This is a genomic window from Streptomyces varsoviensis, from assembly GCF_000718635.1.
In the GTDB taxonomy this organism is placed as follows: Bacteria; Actinomycetota; Actinomycetes; order Streptomycetales; family Streptomycetaceae; genus Streptomyces; species Streptomyces varsoviensis.
In genome coordinates, this window is record NZ_JOBF01000014.1 from 309,228 (window position 1) to 326,026 (window position 16,799).

Below are 16,799 nucleotides of genomic sequence, written 5' to 3' on the forward strand. Positions count from 1 at the left end.
TCGTTATCTGCGTGAACTCAAGGGGCGGAAGCGGCGGCAGCCGGACGAGGGCGCCGCGGGAAGGCAGCGCGCCGCCCGGGAGAGGACCGCCGGAGCGGTCGGACGAGGGCGGTATGGCGGTCCGGGCGGGGACCGCCGGGGATGTCGGACGAGGGCGGCGTGCCGACCGGAAGAGGGCGCTATCGGCGCGGTAGGACGAAGGAGGCGCACCGCCCGGCTGAGGGACGCCGGAGCGGCCGGACGAGGTCTTGCGTCGTCCTCGGGGCGGGCCGCCCGAGCCATCAGGCGAGGGCGGTGGCGTCCGTCGGCTGGGCCCGGTCCAACAAGGTCGAATCGCCCATCTCGCTGAGTACGAGCGCCAGCGCGCCGAGCACCTCGGCGCGGCCGCCCAGGGTGCCGGGCACGACCGCCAACTGCCGCGCGGCGCTGGGGATCGCGTACCGCGCGACGGAGTCCCTTATCGGCGCGAGCACCAGTTCACCGGCGCCCGCGAGGTCGCCGCCGAGCACGACGCGGCTCGGGTTGAGGAGATTGCAGAGGTTCGCCACCCCGCTGCCGATGTGCCGCCCCACGTCCGCGATGACCCGGCGGCAGCCGGGGTCGCCCTCGCCGGCCAGCTCCACCATCCGCTCGACCGTCAGCTTGGGGCCGTGGCTGGAGTGCAGCAGCGGGAGGACGTAGCGGGCGGCGGTGAACGTCTCCAGGCAGCCGCGGTTGCCGCACCGGCACACCGGCCCGGACTCGTCGAGGGTGATGTGACCGATCTCCCCGGCCGTACCACCGGGCCCGCGGTAGATCCGCCCGCTGATCACCAGCCCGGCCCCGACGCCGCTCGCCACCTTGATGTACGCGAGGTCGGCCGCGCCGCGCCCGCCGCCCCAGACCAGCTCGCCGAGCGCGCCGAGGTTGGCATCGTTGTCGACGTACACCGGGACCCCGAGGCGGGCGGCGAGGTCGTCGCGCGGATTGGTGCCGACCCAGCCCGGCAGGATCGAGGTCGAGCCGAGCACCCCGGTCTCGACGTCGATGGGGCCGGGCACGCCGAGCCCCACCCCGACGATCTTGTGGCGGCTGATGCCGTTGCTCTCGATCAGGCGGCTCACCAGCACCTCGGCCCGGTCCATCCCCTGCGCGGCGGACGCGTCCACGTCCAGCGGCTCGGTCTTCTCGTCGAGCACCTTGTGGGCGAGGTTGCCGATCGCGACGCGGAGGTGCGTATGGCCGAAGTCGACCCCGACGACGATGCCGGCGTCGCCGGAGAGCGAGACGCTGCGCGCCCGGCGGCCCCCGGAGGAGGTCGGCGTGACCTCCACCGTGCCGCCTTCCTTCAACTCCCGCACGATGTTGGAGACCGTGGCGGCGGACAGGCCGGTGGTCCTGGCGATCTCCGCCTGGGTGAGCGACCCGGCCATCCGCACGGCGCGCACGACCCGTTCCAGGTTGGCCCGGTGCAGCGACGACTGCGATCCCGGAGTCTCCACGCCCATCCACTCCCGCCTCGACGGGCGACACGACGGCCGCCCCGTCGGCCGGGCCACACCAGTGGAGCCCGGCCATGTCTCCAACATGTGAACTCTAAGCTGAGCTGGCCCGGTTGTATCCCGTCAAGACCTTGAGCGGCGGCATCCACCTGGCAGCCCGTAGTGAATCTTCCCATATTCGCACATATTTTCGGTAACGGGTCGGAGTCGCCCAGCTACCCGGCTACGGAGCCGCGCGACGGGCTACGGCCCCAGGGCAACGGGCAACGGGCAACGGGCAACGGGCAACGGCTTAGCCTGACGGGATGAATTGGGACGACGAACAGTTGCTGCGGCTGGAGGCGGACGCGATCTACGGGCTCACCGAGGAGCCCGGCCGGAGCCTGCCCGGAGTGCGGGACCCGAAGGTGCGCGCGGTGTGGTCCTGGTCGCCCCGGGCCCGCGTCTTCGCGGTGCGGCCGGACACGGCGGAGCCCGAGGGGTGGCCCGAGCAGACCCAGCCGTACGCGCCCGGGGAGCCGCCACGCGCGCTGGAACGGCTGGCCGAGGAGACCGGCGCGGCGCCCGCGGCCGTCTCCGGCGGCCCCAGCTACGTCTTCCCGGGCACCTTCGCCGCCCCGCCCCCGGCCTCGCTCCCCCTGATCACCTCCGACGAGGACGGCGAGCGCGCCGCGGCGGCGCTGACGCGCCCCGGCAACTGGGAGCCCGGCGAGTGGGGCGAGCTGATCGCCGGTGAGCTGGGCGAATGGGCGATGGCCGTGCACGACCGCGCGCCCGTGTCGATCTGCTTCTCCCCCGCCAAGAACGCCACGGCCGCGGAGGCGGGGATCTGGACCCGCGCCGACTTCCGCGGCCGGCGCCTCGCCCCGGCCGTCGTCGCCGCCTGGTCGGAGCGCGAGCGCCGGAACAAGCAGGTGCTCTTCTACAGCACCAGCGCCGCCAACCACGCCTCCCAGTCGGTCGCCCGCACCCTCGGGCTCACCCCGCTGGGCTGGATCTGGACGCTGCGCTGACGGAAGGCGCCGCCGGGCCCGTACGCCCAGAAGCGCACGGGCCCGACCTGCTCAGCCTGCCGCCCTACGTCCCGCGTCCGGCGTCGTACGGGCCCTGGAGGGAGCCCCCGCTACTTGATCGCCCCCGCTGTCAGGCCGCTCTGCACCTGCCGCTGGAAGATGATGTACGCGGCCAGGACCGGCAGCATCGCTATGACGAGCCCGGCGAAGAGCCCCGACCAGTCGCCCTTGTAGCCCTGGCTGACGGCCAGGGCCACCAGCCCCTGGGGCAGCAGCTTCTTGTCCTCGTCGCCGACGTTGAGCACGGCGGGCAGCAGGTACTGGTTCCACTGGCCGAGGAAGTTGAAGATGCCGACGCTGATCAGCCCCGGCTTGGCCATCGGCAGCATGACCTGGAAGAACGTCCGGGTGTGAGACGCCCCGTCGATGATCGCCGCCTCGGCGACGGAGCTGGGCAGCGTGCGGAAGAAGCCGCTCATGAAGAAGATCGTGAACGGCAGTGAGTAGGCGATGTAGACGAGGATCAGCCCCGGATAGGTGTCCAGCAGCCCCATGTTCTTCATGACGAAGAACAGCGGCACCAGCGCCAGGATGATCGGGAAGCTCATCCCGCCCACGAACAGGAAGTAGATGAAGCGGTTGCCGGGGAACTCGAACCGCGCCAGTACGTAGGCGGCCATCGAGCCCAGCAGCATCGTTCCGGTGAGCGAACCGGCCACGACGATGATCGAGTTGAGGAAGTACTGGCTCATGTGGGCCTGGTCCCAGGCGCGGGCCCAGTTGTCGAAGTGCAGGCTGGTGGGGACCGACCAGGGCGAGGTGAAGATCGACTTATCGTCCTTGAGGGAGCTCATCACCGCCCAGAGCAGCGGCAGGGTGACCATAAGCGCCCAGATGATCAGGGTTCCGTGCGAGAAGACGTTGAGGACCCGGCCCTCGCTGCCGATGCGGCCTCGCGGTGAGTCGATCTTGGCCGGGCCGCCGGGCCGCGGCGGCGCTCCGGAGCCCGATCCGACACCGGAGCCGGCCCCAGGGCCGGAGCCGGACCCGGAGCCCGGGCCGGGTACCGGACCGGCTTCGGCGCTCATCCGCATCGCGTCCGGGCGGCGGCCCGGGCCCGAGGGCTCTGCTTGCGCGGTCACTGTGCTCCCCTCAATTCTCCTGGTGCGTTCGGTGGGGCCACTGCCGTCGACGCGCGTGCCGCCCGCAACTCGCATGCTGTGCCCAGCCGGCGTGGCGCGCTGAGCCGGTGTGCAGCGCCCAGTCGGCGTGGCGCGCCCATCAGAACTCCAGCCGTTCGCGTCGGCCGAGCTTCATGACGATGCCCGCGAAGATCAGCGTGACGATGAGCAGTGCGACGCCCAGCGTGGTCGCGTAGCCGGCCTGCCCGTCGCGGAACGCCTTGGTGTAGAGGAAGAAGGACAGCAGCTCGGTGGAGTAGTCCGGGCCGCCCGGCCCCACCGTCATGATCTGTACGACCGCGAAGCCGTCCAGCGCCATGATCCCCATATAGACCCAGCCGGTCTGCACGGTGTCCCACAGCAGTGGCAGCGTGATTTTGAAGAAGCTCTGGATGCGGTTGGCACCGTCGAGGAGGGCGGCTTCGTAATAGTCCTTCGGAATGGAGCTCATCCCGGCGGAGAAAAGCACCACGTAGAAGCCGACATTGCTCCACACCATCACCGCCATCACGCACCACAGGGCGAGTTGGGGGTCGCCCAGCCATTCGGGCTGCACGGAGTCGAGGCCGATGGCCTTGAGGAATGAGTTGATGGCGCCACTGTTGGGGTTGTAGGCGAACTGGAAGAGCAGGGCGACGATCGCGATCGAGAGCACCTGCGGAAAGAAGTAGACGATTTTGTAGAAGCTCGAACCGCGCACGCCGGCGACGGCCGCGTTCTTCCTGCGGCGGCCGCCGACGTTGAGCATGAAGGCGAAGAACAGGCCGAGCCCGAGGGTCACCAGCGGCAGCAGCAACAACAGCAGGACGTTGTGCCCGACGGATGTCCAGAACACGTCGTCCTTGAACATGTGTTGGTAGTTCTTGAACCCGACCATTTTGAAGTCGGAGCTCAGGCCGGTCCAGTCCGTGAACGAGTAGTAGATGGCCTGGATGAACGGCGATATGACGAAGACCCCGTAAAGCACCAGGGGCAGGAGCAAGAACCCCACGATGAAACGGTACTTACCGTGTTGCATGTCAACCGACCCCGATCTTCCCGTGCGGGTGCCGTCGTTGGTGAGGCGGGCGAGAGGAATACGGCGGACGACCCGGCCGCGCGGAGGCCCGCTCACACGAGACCCGGCCGTACGAGGACCCGGCCATACGGAGCCCCGGCTGTACGGGGGCCCGGCCACACGAGGCCCCCGGCCGTACGAGGGCCCGGCCCGTAGGAGAGACCTCCGAAGGCCGAAGCGCGCCGAACCCGCGAAACGGGCTCGGGGCTCCAGGCCCACGAAAGGACTCGGGGCCTCGGACCGGCCGAACGGCCAGGCCGCCGCCGCTCACCTCACCGGTGCTTGTACTTCTTGACGGAGTCGTCGTTACGGGTGTCGTCGGTGAACTTCTGGATCTTCTTGATCGTCTCGTCCGGGGTCATCCGCCCCGCCATCATCTCGCCCAGCGCGGAGACGCCGATCTTCTCCTTCTGCAGCGCCACGTACCAGTCCTGGAGCCGGGGGTTGAGGACGTTCTTGCCGGCCTTGGCGGCCGCGGCCTGCGCGGACTTCAGCCCCGGCGGCAGGGCGACGCCCTCGGTGCCGCCGTTGAGGGAGGTGAGCGACGAGACCTGCTTGACGAAGTTCTGAGAGGCCTGCTTGCCGAGCATGATCCGCAACAGCTCCATGCCGCCCCGCGGGTTCTTCGCGGCCTTCGGCACGATGTAGGGCTCGCTGCCCGACGCCCACAGCGTGCCGAACGGCAGTTTGTCGCTGCTGTCCAGACCCGAGGGCGCGCTGACGGTCATCTCGAAATCCTTGGGGGTGGTCTTCTTCGACTCGTTCTCCACCCAGGAGCCGTTCGGAATGAACAGCGCCTTTCCCTCGTTCCACGCCGTCTGCGCTTCGATGTGCGTGAGGCCCGGCGTGCCCTGGAGGATGTAACCCCGCTTGTACAGCTCGTAATACGCCTCGAAAGCGGATTTCACCGCGGGGTGTTTCCAGGCGTTCGGCTCCAGGTTGTCGATGCTGTCCAGGACCTCGGCGCCGCCGATCTTGCCGATGAAGGGATAGAGGCTGAACGGCAGGTAGTACGGGTACTTGCCCGGGTACGTCCAGCCGGCTATGCCCTTCTTCTTCGCCTTGGCGCACAGGGCGAGCATGTCGTCCCAGGTCTCCGGGTACTCGGCGTCGAGCTTGTCGAGATTGGTCTTCGAGTACCAGACCCCGTAGACGGTGTAGGCGTAATAGAGCACCCAGGTCTCGTCGCCGTCGAACTTGCCCATTTCGGCGACCCCGGGGCGCAGCGTGTCGCGCACCGTCTTGCCCGGGTCGTCGATGGAGCGGGCGTCGAGCAGATCGTTGAGGTCGGCGAGCTGGCGCTTGCCCACCAGGGTGCCCATGTCCATCTGCTCGGCGCCGGAGTTGTCGATCAGGTCCGGCGGTGTGCCGCCGTTGAACCGGGGCTGGAGCGAGGTCTGGATCTTCTGCGTCGGCGTGTGCTTGATCGACGCCTTGGGGAACGCCTGCTTGTAAAGCGCCTCGGAGTCCTTCGCGTACTGGTCGCCGAGTCCGCCGTCGAAGATGACGACGTCCAGGGGGGCGCTCTCATTGACGGCGAGAGGGTTCTTATCGGTCTTCTTGCCCTTGTTCCCCTTGTTGTCGTCGTCGCCGCTGTCGCCACTGGCGCAGGCGCTGAGGACGCTGATTGAGGGGACGGAGATGAGGCCGATGGCCGCTGCTCGCTTGATCAGGTCTCGACGGCTGAATTCTGAGGTGGATCCCATGCTCAAGTCCTCGCTTTCCAACAGGACTCAGGCGGTAAGCCGGTCTCCCCTTAAAACTCGCCTTCGGCGAAGGGCCCGACACCGCGGGTCAGTCGAAGCAGGGTTGTGCTGGGTATGCCCGGGGCTCGGCGCTGTGCACATCGGGTCCGACGTTCTCCCGATGACTTCCCCCCGGATCCGGACGGTGACGTACGACCTGCCCGGACGCCGACAGGTATAGTCCACTGCCCGCCGAATGAGCAAGATCGAATACAGCTTTCGTCTGCAGTCTTTCCCGAGTTGAGACCTCGATGACATATTGCGCGCGGCGCGCCTTCGAAACCCCCTACTCCGCCGCCCACCACGGCCCGGCACCCGCCCCGCGCCAGTCACCCACCGCACCCACCACCCCCCTGTCGTGACCGCGACAAACCCCCGCCTCCGGCGAGCGGGGGCGGGGGCCATCGCGCTGCCGGCGCCGGAACAGGTTATGGCCCCGGCGCCACGGCCCGTAGCGTTCCGGTATGTCACGCCAGGGAGTGCCCGTGCGGGTTCACCACGCCACGCCCGTACCGGTGGGGGCCCTAACGCGAGGTTCAGTAACAACAGCAGCCCACATTACTGTCGTTGACTGGACGTCAGGTGTCCACGTCCCACAGACGGTGATCACCAACGATCGGGATCGGCTTCCGCAGCCAGACCCTGGGGGCCTATGCGGTGGTGGCGATGCCGCCGTCGACGGGGATCACGGTGCCTGTCAGGTATGCGCCGGCCCGGCTGGCGAGGAACACGGCGATACCCGCCATGTCGTCGTCGCGGCCGATCCGGCGTAGCGGGGCCGATGCCGCGATCGCCTCGCCGAACTCGTCGAGGGTTGCAGCCATCATCGCCGACGGGAACGCTCCCGGCGCCACGGCGTTCACGGTGATGTGCTGCGGCCCCAGCTCCCTGGCGAGCACTCGGGTGAGTTGATGCAGGGCCGCCTTGCTGCTGGAGTACGAGTAGTTGGGCCGATGAGGGACGTGGATGGCGGCGATGCTGCCGATGTTGATGACCCGCGCGGGATCGTCGGCGGTGCCCGCCCCGCGCAGCGCCGGCAGCAGCGCCTGGACCAGCCAGAACGGCGACTTCAGGTTGAGGTCGACGACCGTGCCCCAGGCCGCGTCCGGGAACGTCTCCAGCGGCTCGTCCCACAGGGCGCCCGCGTTGTTGACGAGGATGTCGAGACGGTCCGAGTCCGCGGTGACGAGGTCGACCAATCGCCGACACTCGTCGTGGCGGGACAGATCGGCGGGGATGGCCCGCACCTCACCGAACGCGGACAGCTCGTCCTGCGCCTGAGCGCACGCTTCCGCGTTGCGTGAGCTGATGACCACGCGGGCACCCGCCTGGAGGAGACCACGCGCGATCATCATTCCGATGCCTCTGGTGCCACCGGTGACGAGCGCGCGCTTTCCGCGCAGATCGAAAAGTCCTGCATGCGTTGTGAATTGGTTGTCTACCACTTGCTGCCATTCTTTCTGGTTGTGCGGGATGACGCGTGGACGCGTCGGAGGTTCGGTTCATCTGTCCGAACGGCGTCCGCAACTGCCTCAAGTGCCATCGGACTGCAAGCCAGTGCGCGTCGACCGTGTCGGTTCGGCCTAGATCGCGGAGGCCGGTGCGTAATTCGAGCGGGCCGGTCAGCGGCCGAACGATGACTTCAGATGCTCGGGAACGCGCCCGCCCTGAATATGAATGCGGGCCGCGGCCTCCTCGATGCGCCGCAAGTCACCGGGCGTCAGCTCGATGTCGAGTGCGCCTGGGTTCTCTTCCAGACGGTGCAGCTTGGTGGTGCCGGGGATCGGCACGAACCACGGCTTCTGCGCCAGCACCCAGGCGAGGGCGATCTGAGCCGGCGTGGCTCCCTTGTCGTCGCCGATCTGCTGGAGCAGCTCGACCAGTGCCTGATTTGCCTGTCGCGCTTCGGGCGTGAAGCGCGGCAGGACGCGGCGCAGATCGTCGTCTGCCAGCGACGTGCTGGAATTGATTTTTCCGGTCAGATACCCCTTCCCGAGCGGGCTGTAGGGCACCAGGCCAATGCCCAGCTTCTCCAAGGTCGGAAGAATGTCGGCCTCGTGCTCTCGCGACCAGAGCGAGTATTCACTTTGCAGCGCCGCCACAGGCTGTACGGCGTGGGCACGGCTGATCGTCGACGCGCCGGCCTCCGACAGACCGAAGTGCTTGACCTTGCCTTCGGAAATCAGCTCTTTTACCGTCCCGGCCACTTCTTCAATGGGCACGTCGGGGTCGACACGGTGTTGATAGAGCAGGTCGATGTACTCGGTTCGAAGGCGCTTGAGCGAGGCCTCGGTCGCCCGGCGGATCTGCTCGGGTCGGCTATCGACCCGCGACACCGGGGTCGGCCCGTGTTCGCCGTGCTTGATGCCGAACTTGGTAGCTATCACCACCTAGCCCCAGGGCTGAAACTTCGAGCTGCTGTCCAAGTTTGCGCTTCTGCACTACGGATGCTCCTTCAGAAAGATCACCTGCCCATTGCTTCCCTTGCTCTCAGCCGGGAACCGACCCCAGGTTAAACAGCCTCAGCGGCCGACAGGGAGCCCCTCGTAATACAGGTACTGAAAGAACCCCCTTCGTCAACCTTCGGCCTTTCCTGGGGCGCCATCTGCTTCTGCGGGTCTTTCGGCGTCTAGGCAGGGCGGGCCCGGCGGGCCGTCGCGTCGGGGCGGCGGCCCAGAGCGACCTCGATCTGGACGATGTCGATCCAGAGCAGGGGTTGTGCGGCATCGCGCAGCGCCAGATCGCGTACGCAGGGTGGCGAGGACGGCGCGCGGGCCCGGCCCTCGGCGCGGGCCGCTGTCGGGGCCGCCGCGGCTCCGCGTGGCGGTCGCGGCGTCCTTGGTGTTGGCGGCGAACATGCCCTCAGGCCATCGACTTCGACAGGGGCAACAGTCGTGCCGGGCCCGGGGGCCGGCGGGGGACGGCTCCCGGCCAGGTCTTCGCTGTTCAGAGCCCGGAAATGGCTGGGGCCGGAGCCCTTGAGAGCGCCTTCCCGTCACCGCGCGACCACCAGCGGACGCGGGGGGTGCCGAGCGGGGTTCTGGCGGACCCTTCGGCTGCTGGGGGTGACGGAACCTGCCGGGACGTGGCCGACCGTACTGACCCGAGAGGGTGGGGACACGGCTGGCGGGAGGTAGCCCCATCAGAGCGGTGTGTTTCCGGTGATGGTTGTAATTGTGTAGCCGCCCAGGGAGCGCGTCCCGGCGTTCCTGCTCGCTGAGGTAGGGCTTGGCGTAGGCCCATGCGTCGAGGAGGGTGCGGTTGAAGCGTTCAACTGTGCCGTTGGTCTGTGGGCGGTGGGGGCAGGTGCGTTTGTGAGTGATCCCTGCGTCGGCAAGGGTGTCGGCCCAGGTGCGCGAACGGTAAAAGGAGCCGTTGTCGGTCAGGACGCGCTGGACGGTGATCCCGGCCTGACTGAAGAAGTGCTGCGCCCGGGTCCAGAACCCTGCGGCGGTCTCCTTTTTCTCGTCGGCGAGGATCTCGCTGTAGGCCAGGCGGGAATGATCGTCGACAGCGTTGTGCAGGTAGCTGTAGCCCCGCCGATCCGGTTCTTGCGACCGGCCTGACGGCCCAGGACCTGATGGCCGCCACCGTTGGGTATGTTGCCGGGCTTCTTGATGTCGTCATGCACCAACTCCCCTGGGACGGCGTGCTCGTAGCGTCGGATGACGCGGTCTGTGGTGCGGTCCAGATGCGACAGCCGGCGATTCGGTATCGGCTGAGTACTCGGTGCACGGTGGCGGGGTTCAGGCCGAGCAGGTAGGAGATGCGGGCTGGGCCCCAGCGGCGCAGGACGCGGACTTTGATGATGCGCCGCTCGGTTCGTGTCGGCGTCTGACGTGGGCTGAAGTGCGGGCGCCTGGAGCGGTCCGTCATCCCGGCTGGTCCTTACTCGCGGTAGCGGTCAGCCCACCGTTTCGCAGTGGTGGGCGAGCCTTGGAAGCGTTCAGCCGCGCGGCGCAGTGGCCATCGATCGTCGACCACGCGCTGTGCCAAGCGCAGGCGGCCGGTTTCCTTCAGAGGTGCGTTGCGGTGGACCATGCCGGTCTCTGGTTCAGAGGATGACGATGGCCGGGTGCACGAGTGATGTCTCGTGCACCCGGCCGTTGGGTGGCGTCCGATCTGGTCCCTGACCGGAGGGGCGGGGTGAATTCGGGAAAGCTCGCCGGTGCTGGGGTGAGAGGGACGAGGCGCCCGCCGAAGAGCTGGTTCGGCGGGCACCTCGCCGCGCTCAGGCCGGGTCGGCGGGCAGAGCGGAATACGGGTGGGCTTCGACGCGCATGACCATCTCGGCGACGTGTTCGAGGATCTCGTCACGCAGTTCGTCGGCGAGAGGGCCGTTCTCGTAGGCCGCCTTCGCCTCGTCACTGCGGAACACCTCGATGTTCCACAGCACGTCGGGGTCAGCGTCTTCGCGGAGGATGATGAATCGGTCGGAGGCCCCCGACTTGTACATCCCTTCAGTCGCCAGCGCGAATAGCTTGTCGCCATGCCCCGGCTTGGCGCGCATCTTGATGATGTAAGCGGGCTGGTCCTTCAGTGCCATGTCTGTCTCCTTCTGCGTCGCGGCGGGAGTGTCTGGCACAACCCGCCTCTACCTGCTGGAATGCCATTCCATAACAAGTATGGAACACCATTCCAAGCATGTCAAAGGAGGCGCGCCACCACCTACGCGCACGAAACCCGAGCGACGCACCACCCCGCTCTCCCGCGAGCGGATCGTCGATGCAGCTATCGACCTGCTGGACACGTTGGGCGAAAGCGGATTGCCTTCCCGGCACTCAGTGAACGCCCGGCTACTGGCCCTGGCGCGATCTCCTGGCACGTGGCCGGCAAGGGGGAACTTCTGGCCGCCGCCACAGGCCGTGTCGTCAGCGTCGCGCTGGCCGCATGGGAGGGCCGGGCCGTCTGGAGCGATACACGACGTCGCCTTGGGCCTCTCCGACGCGATCGAGAGGCGCCCCTGGCTCGCTCCCCAGATCACCGCCCAGCTCTCCCACAACCCCACCGGACCGGTGACCACATCCATCTTCGAGCACATCGACCGACAGGTGTCCGCGCTGGACGTACCCGCGAGCAGTTGGTTCACCGCGACGTCCACCCCGATGCACCACATCCTCGGCACCGCCGGCCAGAACGCCGCGAACTTCGCGCGCGCCCGCAGCCTCGGACCGGAAGCCGATCGCAGCGCCTACATGGACACCGTGGCGGGCGCAGGGAAACAGCTCAGCCCCGAGGACTACCCCTTCCCCCGAGCCATCGCCGACCAAGGACTCGACCACGACGACCGCGCACAGTTCCTGGCCGGCATCGACCTCATCATCGCGGGCGTCACGGCCCGCCCGCCCGCCACCTAGTGCCGCATCAGGCAACGTTCGCCCGCTCCTCGTCTTGTGATGCAAGTGTGGCTGCGGTCAGTCGGTTGGTGATCTCTTCGGCGGTCAGAACGAGCGCGAAGCCCTTGCGCAGGACGGCGAGTTCGGGTTCGTGCCGGGACTCGTCGTCGGTGGCCGTGACATCGGATCCGAAGACGACCTTGTACCCGCGTTCGTATGCCTGCCGGGCCGTGGTGCCACAGCAGTAGTTGGTGAGCGTTCCGGTGACGATGACCGTGTCACGGCCGAGATTGCGCAGCATTGTGTCGAGCGGGGTGTCGTAGAACGCTCCGTAGGAGGGCTTGCGGATCACGGCCTCGTCGAGGCGGCGCCCCATCGGGGCCCACACCTCGGCAGGGCCTGGTCGGCGCCACTCGGTGTCGGCGTGCGGGAGGAACTGCAGGGCGTGTGGCCGGTCCAGACCGAGATGGGTGTCATCGAAGATGGTCCAGATCACCGGAACCGAGGCGCCCCGGCATTCTTCGACCAGTTGCTGCAGCCGTGGCGCCATCCGAGTGGCCGCGGGCACCCAGTAGGGACTCCAGCCGGGCCGGACGAACTCGTCCTGCATGTCGATGACCAGCAGTGCTGTCCGTTCGGGCCGTACGCCGAACGATGCCCGGCCGCGCTCGTAGGCGTCACGCGCTCGCATGGTCACCCATTCCTCGGTGTACGTCATTCTCGCCTCCTACATCGATTCGAGGTACCTCGTTTCGATGTGCGAGAGTAGCAGCATGCTCGAACTCGCGATCCTGGGATTCCTGGCCGAGGAGCCGTTGCACGGCTATCAACTTCGCCACCACATAGCTCAGTTGTCCGGCCACGCTCGGCCGGTCAGCGACGGCAGCCTCTACCCGGCGATCAACCGGCTGGTCAACGCCGGACTGCTCGCTCGGCAGACCGAACCGGGCGCTTCGGCCGCTCGGCGGCACACCCTGAGCCTGACCGACGCCGGCCGCTGCGAGTTGCTGCGCCGGCTGCGGGATGCCAACGGTCTGGACATCACCGACAGCACCCGCTACTTCACCGTCCTGGCCTTCCTCTCCCACCTGCCCGACACCGCTGACCAGCACGCGGTACTGCGCCGCCGACTGGAGTTCCTCGAACAGCCGGCAAGCTTCTTCCACGACGGTGACCGCCCACTGGGTGCCGACGACACTGACGACCCCTACCGGCGCGGCATGCTCACAATCGCCCGTGCCACCAGCCGCGCGGAAAGGTCCTGGCTTCGGGAAGTGTTGGCCTGACACGGGCACCATCAGAGGCACCTCTGCCGTTCTCAACCCGGACGCCGCCACTCCCCGAGAGACTGTGCGGGTGGCAGAGCCGGTACGGGTCCGCGAGATCGAAGACGACGAGGGACAGCGCCTGCTGCGGATCATCCGCCGGGGCACCAGTTCGGTGGTGACCTGGCGGCGGGCCCAGATGGTGCTGCTGTCCGCGCAGGGCATGCCCGTGGCGAAGGTCGCCGAGGTGACCTTCACCAGCGACGACCGAGTCCGGGACGTGATCCACAACTTCAACGCCGACGGCTTCGACTCCCTCTACCCCAAGTACAAGGGTGGCCGACCAAGGACCTTCACGCTGCCCGAGCGTCGTGAGATCAAGAAGATCGCCAAGTCCAAGCCGGCCGAGCACGGCCTGCCGTTCTCCACGTGGAGCCTGGCCAAGCTGGCCGACTTCCTGGTCGCCGAGGGGGTGGTCGACGACATCAGCCACGAGGGCCTGCGGGTCCTGCTCCGCCAGGAGGGCGTCTCCTTTCAACGCATAAAGACCTGGAAGACCTCCCGTGACCCGGACTACGCCGCCAAGAAGGCCCGCGTCGAGCACCTCTACGCGATCGCGGACGGCGAGGTCATACCCGAGGACGGCGAGCCCGAAGTCGTCTTATGCCTAGACGAGTTCGGCCCGCTCAACCTCCAGCCCCACCCCGGGCGGCAGTGGGCCGAGCGCGGCGGGAAGCACAAGAACCCCGACCGCGAGCCGAGGCCCCGCCGACGGGCGACCTACACCCGCCCACACGGGGTCCGGCATCTGTTCGCCGCCTACGACCTCGGCAAGGACAAGCTCTACGGCCACATCAAGCCGAAGAAGAACCCGACGAGATTCCTGGAGTTCTGCCGCTACCTGCGCAGCCTCTACCCGCCGAAGATCCGCATCGCGATCGTGCTCGATAATTTCTCCCCGCACCTGACCACGAAGAAGGACAGCCGGGTCGGCGACTGGGCCGCAGCCAACAATGTGGAACTCGCCTACACGCCGGCCAACAGCTCGTGGCTGAACCGCATCGAGGCCCAGTTCACCGCCCTGCGCTACTTCACCCTCGACGGCACCGACCACGCCAGCCACAAGGAGCAGGGCAGCATGATCCGTCGCTACATCATCTGGCGAAACCGTCACGCTGACGATCAACGGCTACGAGCTGTGGTCTACAGGGCGAACGTTGCCTGATGCGGCACTAGCAGCCGCACGAAGGCCGAGCCCGCATGACAGAAGCCAAGCCGCCCGGCTGCGGCGCGCCATCACCAACCTCTGTGGGCAGAACAGCTAGCTGTCGTGTGGTTGGAGTTCGGTGGTCGGTGTCTGTTGGGTGGCTGCCCAGGAGGCCAGGAGGGCCAGGTTGTCGGCGGTCGGGGTGCCTGCGGGGGCGGTGTAGATGGTGAGGTGCAGGCCGGGTTCGGCGGGCAGTTCCAGGGATTCGACGTCCAAGTCGAGCCGGCCCACGATCGGATGGTGCATTCGCTTGCGTCCGGACCGGTGCAGTCGCACGTCCTGAGCTGCCCAGCGCTGCCGAAACAGTTCACTGCGCGACAGTTCGCCGACCAGGGCGATCAGGTCCTCGTCGTGCGGGTTGCGGCCGACTTCCATGCGTAGCTTCGCGGCCGTGTCACCGGCGTTTTGGTCGTAGTCGACAAAGAAATCCTTGGCCGCCTCGGGAGCCAGATAGACGAACCGCGCCGTGTTCGCGGGGCGTCGCGTGTCGGCCAGCACCGGTGAGAACAGCGCGCCGGCGAGTTGATTCACGGCGAGCACGTCATAACGCCCGTTACAAATCCAGGCCGGCGCATCAGAAATGGCGTCGAGCACCTGCCGCAGTGTCGAGCGCACCGTCACAACAGGCTCCCGCCGACGCGGGCCGCTGGGCGCCCCGGATTGGCGCGCGAGGTGGAACAGGTGGTCGCGCTCGGCCTCGTCGAGCTGCAAGGCCGAGGCCAACGCGTCGAGCACCCCATCGGAGGCACCAGCGAGGCCGCCGCGCTCCATACGCACGTAATAGTCGACCGACACCCCCGCCAGTAGCGCCACCTCCTCGCGACGCAGGCCCTTGACCCGACGGTTGCCGCCGTACGCAGGCAGGCCCGCCTGCTCGGGTGTGATACGGGCGCGACGCGAGCTGAGAAACTCCCGGATATCGGTGCGTAGATCCATCGTGGCCATCCCCTTACCGTAAACCCGCCCCACAACATCGAACTAACGTTCGTCAGCGGCGCAGGAAGTGCCCTCGGCGGGCGACCAGTGGGGCCACTGCATTGCTGCGGCGACCCCTCCGAACTGCGCGGGCCCGTCGCCCGAGCGCCCGGCTCAAGCAGCCCCGGGGTTCGTACGCCGGGGGAAGGTGATCTACCGGGCGGCGCCCGCCACTCCTCGTCGGTCGCGCGCTGGTCGCGCTGGGGCCGCAGCCCGCCGGGCAACTCGGGAGGACAAAGGAAGGAGCGCCGGCCGAGCGCTTTGGCGTGGTGGCGGACGTATGAGGAGAGCCAAGCGGCGTCCGCGTCGCGGATCTCGAAGCCGCCCCGCCCGGAGCGGGCCGCCACCCGCCAAGACCGCAGCTAGGGCTGCCTCCCCCCGCTCGGTCGCGCAGCTCGCCGAGAGCACGGCCGGACGAAGGACGGCCCCACCCCACCCCCACCGCCAGGCAAGGCCGACCCAGCCGACGAAGCCGAACCCTCGGCCGCCGCTGCGGACGCCCGCCGGCCGGCCCATACATCGCCCCCCGGCATACGCCCGGCACCGATGCGACCAAGCACGCACATTACGTTCTGATGATCCGAGGGGCCGCCGAGCTGGCCCCGGTGGCGTCGGGTGGTTGCTGATGGGGGCGTGTCAGCCAGGCGCCAGGGCTGCGTAATGCGGCTGACGGTCTCCGGTGCCAGTGAGCCGCCGGCTGAAACTTCGGGGAGAGGGAAAGCCCAGCAATAAGCCCCTGCGCCCTGGACGTGGGTGCGCGAACCGGCCTTGCACCGACTGTCCTGGTCGCCCACCGGCCGGAACCATCGAGGCGCCGGCCGGCCTGCATCCGGACAGCGGCAACACCAGCTCCCGTGCCACCCACACCATCGCCGATACAGCCCGCACCCTGCCCCCTCCGCCCCACTCCCCCTCGACACCGCAGAAGGGGTGTGGGCCGAACTGACCACGGCCCTGGGACACGACGCCGACCGCGACCTCGCAGTGGACGCCACCCACACCTCCAAAAAAACGGCTGCGTGGCCTGCTCACCTCGATCGCCCCGCCCTGGAGCCCGGCCTCCTGCCGTCCTCGCCCAGGTAGACGGCGAGCAGACCGTGGAGGCCATGCCACCGCCGAGATCGTCCCCGGGCCGGGGCCACCACCCTGCTGGAGGCCCCCTCGCAAAGGCCCTGCCCTCCACCCCCGGGGCCGCGGACATCGCTCCTCCACACACGGACGGCCGGGTACGGGCGGGAGGGGCCGGGTTCGGAGGGGTGGGGGTCCGGGACGCTGACGTGTATTTGTGGGCCGGAGTTCCGGGTCACTGCTGGCTGCCGGGTGAGCGGCCCGTAAATATACGGTCCCGGGCCCCCACCCCGGAGAGCCCGGCCCCGCACCCACCCACGCACCCCGTCCACCCAGCGACAGCCACCCAGCGACACCCACCCCCGGCACGGCAGCACCCCACCCAGCCACAACCACCCCCCACCCCAAGAG

Annotated in this window: 12 protein-coding genes and 2 pseudogenes; 4 read left to right on the top strand and 10 right to left on the bottom strand. The window is 68.2% G+C overall.

Annotated elements, in window-relative coordinates; genetic code table 11:
* Positions 1-281 precede the first annotated feature (281 nt).
* A complete protein-coding gene (locus IF55_RS21925; protein WP_030886589.1) occupies positions 282-1,481 on the bottom strand; it encodes an ROK family transcriptional regulator in 1,200 nt (399 codons plus the stop codon).
* 305 nt (positions 1,482-1,786) lie between these two features.
* On the opposite strand from IF55_RS21925, the gene IF55_RS21930 reads away from it, so the two are divergent.
* On the top strand, positions 1,787-2,494 hold the full coding sequence (locus IF55_RS21930; RefSeq protein WP_030886592.1) for a GNAT family N-acetyltransferase: 708 nt from the start codon (positions 1,787-1,789) through the stop codon (positions 2,492-2,494).
* A 110-nt stretch (positions 2,495-2,604) separates the two neighbouring features.
* On the opposite strand, the gene IF55_RS21935 is transcribed toward IF55_RS21930, so the two are convergent.
* From IF55_RS21935 to IF55_RS40115, 7 genes and pseudogenes are all read right to left on the bottom strand, one after another.
* A complete protein-coding gene (locus tag IF55_RS21935; protein ID WP_030886596.1) occupies positions 2,605-3,582 on the bottom strand; it encodes a carbohydrate ABC transporter permease in 978 nt (325 codons plus the stop codon).
* 193 nt (positions 3,583-3,775) lie between these two features.
* Positions 3,776-4,693: a carbohydrate ABC transporter permease gene (locus IF55_RS21940; protein WP_030886599.1), complete on the bottom strand. Its 918-nt coding sequence runs from the start codon at positions 4,691-4,693 to the stop codon at positions 3,776-3,778.
* 311 nt (positions 4,694-5,004) lie between these two features.
* Positions 5,005-6,438, bottom strand: a complete 1,434-nt coding sequence (gene ngcE, locus IF55_RS21945; protein ID WP_030886602.1) for an N-acetylglucosamine/diacetylchitobiose ABC transporter substrate-binding protein — start codon at positions 6,436-6,438, stop codon at positions 5,005-5,007.
* A gap of 689 nt (positions 6,439-7,127) precedes the next feature.
* On the bottom strand, positions 7,128-7,922 hold the full coding sequence (locus IF55_RS21950) for an SDR family oxidoreductase (protein ID WP_030886606.1): 795 nt from the start codon (positions 7,920-7,922) through the stop codon (positions 7,128-7,130).
* Between the two features lie 177 nt (positions 7,923-8,099).
* A complete protein-coding gene (locus IF55_RS21955) occupies positions 8,100-8,864 on the bottom strand; it encodes an aldo/keto reductase (RefSeq protein ID WP_245661297.1) in 765 nt (254 codons plus the stop codon).
* 708 nt (positions 8,865-9,572) lie between these two features.
* Positions 9,573-10,518: pseudogene (locus IF55_RS37460) on the bottom strand (IS481 family transposase); the annotation flags it as partial.
* A gap of 190 nt (positions 10,519-10,708) precedes the next feature.
* Positions 10,709-11,023: a putative quinol monooxygenase gene (locus tag IF55_RS40115; RefSeq protein WP_063764017.1), complete on the bottom strand. Its 315-nt coding sequence runs from the start codon at positions 11,021-11,023 to the stop codon at positions 10,709-10,711.
* Between the two features lie 79 nt (positions 11,024-11,102).
* On the opposite strand from IF55_RS40115, the pseudogene IF55_RS21970 reads away from it, so the two are divergent.
* Positions 11,103-11,834, top strand: a pseudogene (locus IF55_RS21970) (TetR/AcrR family transcriptional regulator).
* Between the two features lie 7 nt (positions 11,835-11,841).
* Here the strand turns inward: IF55_RS21970 and IF55_RS21975 are convergent.
* The gene (locus IF55_RS21975; RefSeq protein ID WP_030886618.1) at positions 11,842-12,531 is read right to left on the bottom strand and encodes a cysteine hydrolase family protein; all 690 of its coding nucleotides are present in this window, start codon (positions 12,529-12,531) and stop codon (positions 11,842-11,844) included.
* A 55-nt stretch (positions 12,532-12,586) separates the two neighbouring features.
* Between IF55_RS21975 and IF55_RS21980 the strand changes: the two genes are divergently transcribed.
* Both IF55_RS21980 and IF55_RS21985 read left to right on the top strand, forming a co-directional pair.
* On the top strand, positions 12,587-13,099 hold the full coding sequence (locus IF55_RS21980) for a PadR family transcriptional regulator (RefSeq protein ID WP_030886621.1): 513 nt from the start codon (positions 12,587-12,589) through the stop codon (positions 13,097-13,099).
* 70 nt (positions 13,100-13,169) lie between these two features.
* A complete protein-coding gene (locus tag IF55_RS21985; RefSeq protein ID WP_030886625.1) occupies positions 13,170-14,303 on the top strand; it encodes an IS630 family transposase in 1,134 nt (377 codons plus the stop codon).
* A gap of 96 nt (positions 14,304-14,399) precedes the next feature.
* On the opposite strand, the gene IF55_RS21990 is transcribed toward IF55_RS21985, so the two are convergent.
* On the bottom strand, positions 14,400-15,281 hold the full coding sequence (locus tag IF55_RS21990; RefSeq protein ID WP_211270020.1) for a helix-turn-helix transcriptional regulator: 882 nt from the start codon (positions 15,279-15,281) through the stop codon (positions 14,400-14,402).
* Positions 15,282-16,799: the final 1,518 nt, after the last annotated feature.

What these genes read in the sequence shown, in the direction of transcription:
- IF55_RS21980 (WP_030886621.1), top strand. Translation starts at nt 12,587, where the DNA reads ATGCTCGAACTCGCGATCCTGGGATTCCTGGCCGAGGAGCCGTTGCAC.
- IF55_RS21940 (WP_030886599.1), bottom strand. Translation starts at nt 4,693, where the DNA reads ATGCAACACGGTAAGTACCGTTTCATCGTGGGGTTCTTGCTCCTGCCC.
- IF55_RS21935 (WP_030886596.1), bottom strand. Translation starts at nt 3,582, where the DNA reads ATGAGCGCCGAAGCCGGTCCGGTACCCGGCCCGGGCTCCGGGTCCGGC.
- IF55_RS21975 (WP_030886618.1), bottom strand. Translation starts at nt 12,531, where the DNA reads ATGACGTACACCGAGGAATGGGTGACCATGCGAGCGCGTGACGCCTAC.
- IF55_RS40115 (WP_063764017.1), bottom strand. Translation starts at nt 11,023, where the DNA reads ATGGCACTGAAGGACCAGCCCGCTTACATCATCAAGATGCGCGCCAAG.
- IF55_RS21930 (WP_030886592.1), top strand. Translation starts at nt 1,787, where the DNA reads ATGAATTGGGACGACGAACAGTTGCTGCGGCTGGAGGCGGACGCGATC.
- ngcE (WP_030886602.1), bottom strand. Translation starts at nt 6,438, where the DNA reads ATGGGATCCACCTCAGAATTCAGCCGTCGAGACCTGATCAAGCGAGCA.
- IF55_RS21990 (WP_211270020.1), bottom strand. Translation starts at nt 15,281, where the DNA reads ATGGATCTACGCACCGATATCCGGGAGTTTCTCAGCTCGCGTCGCGCC.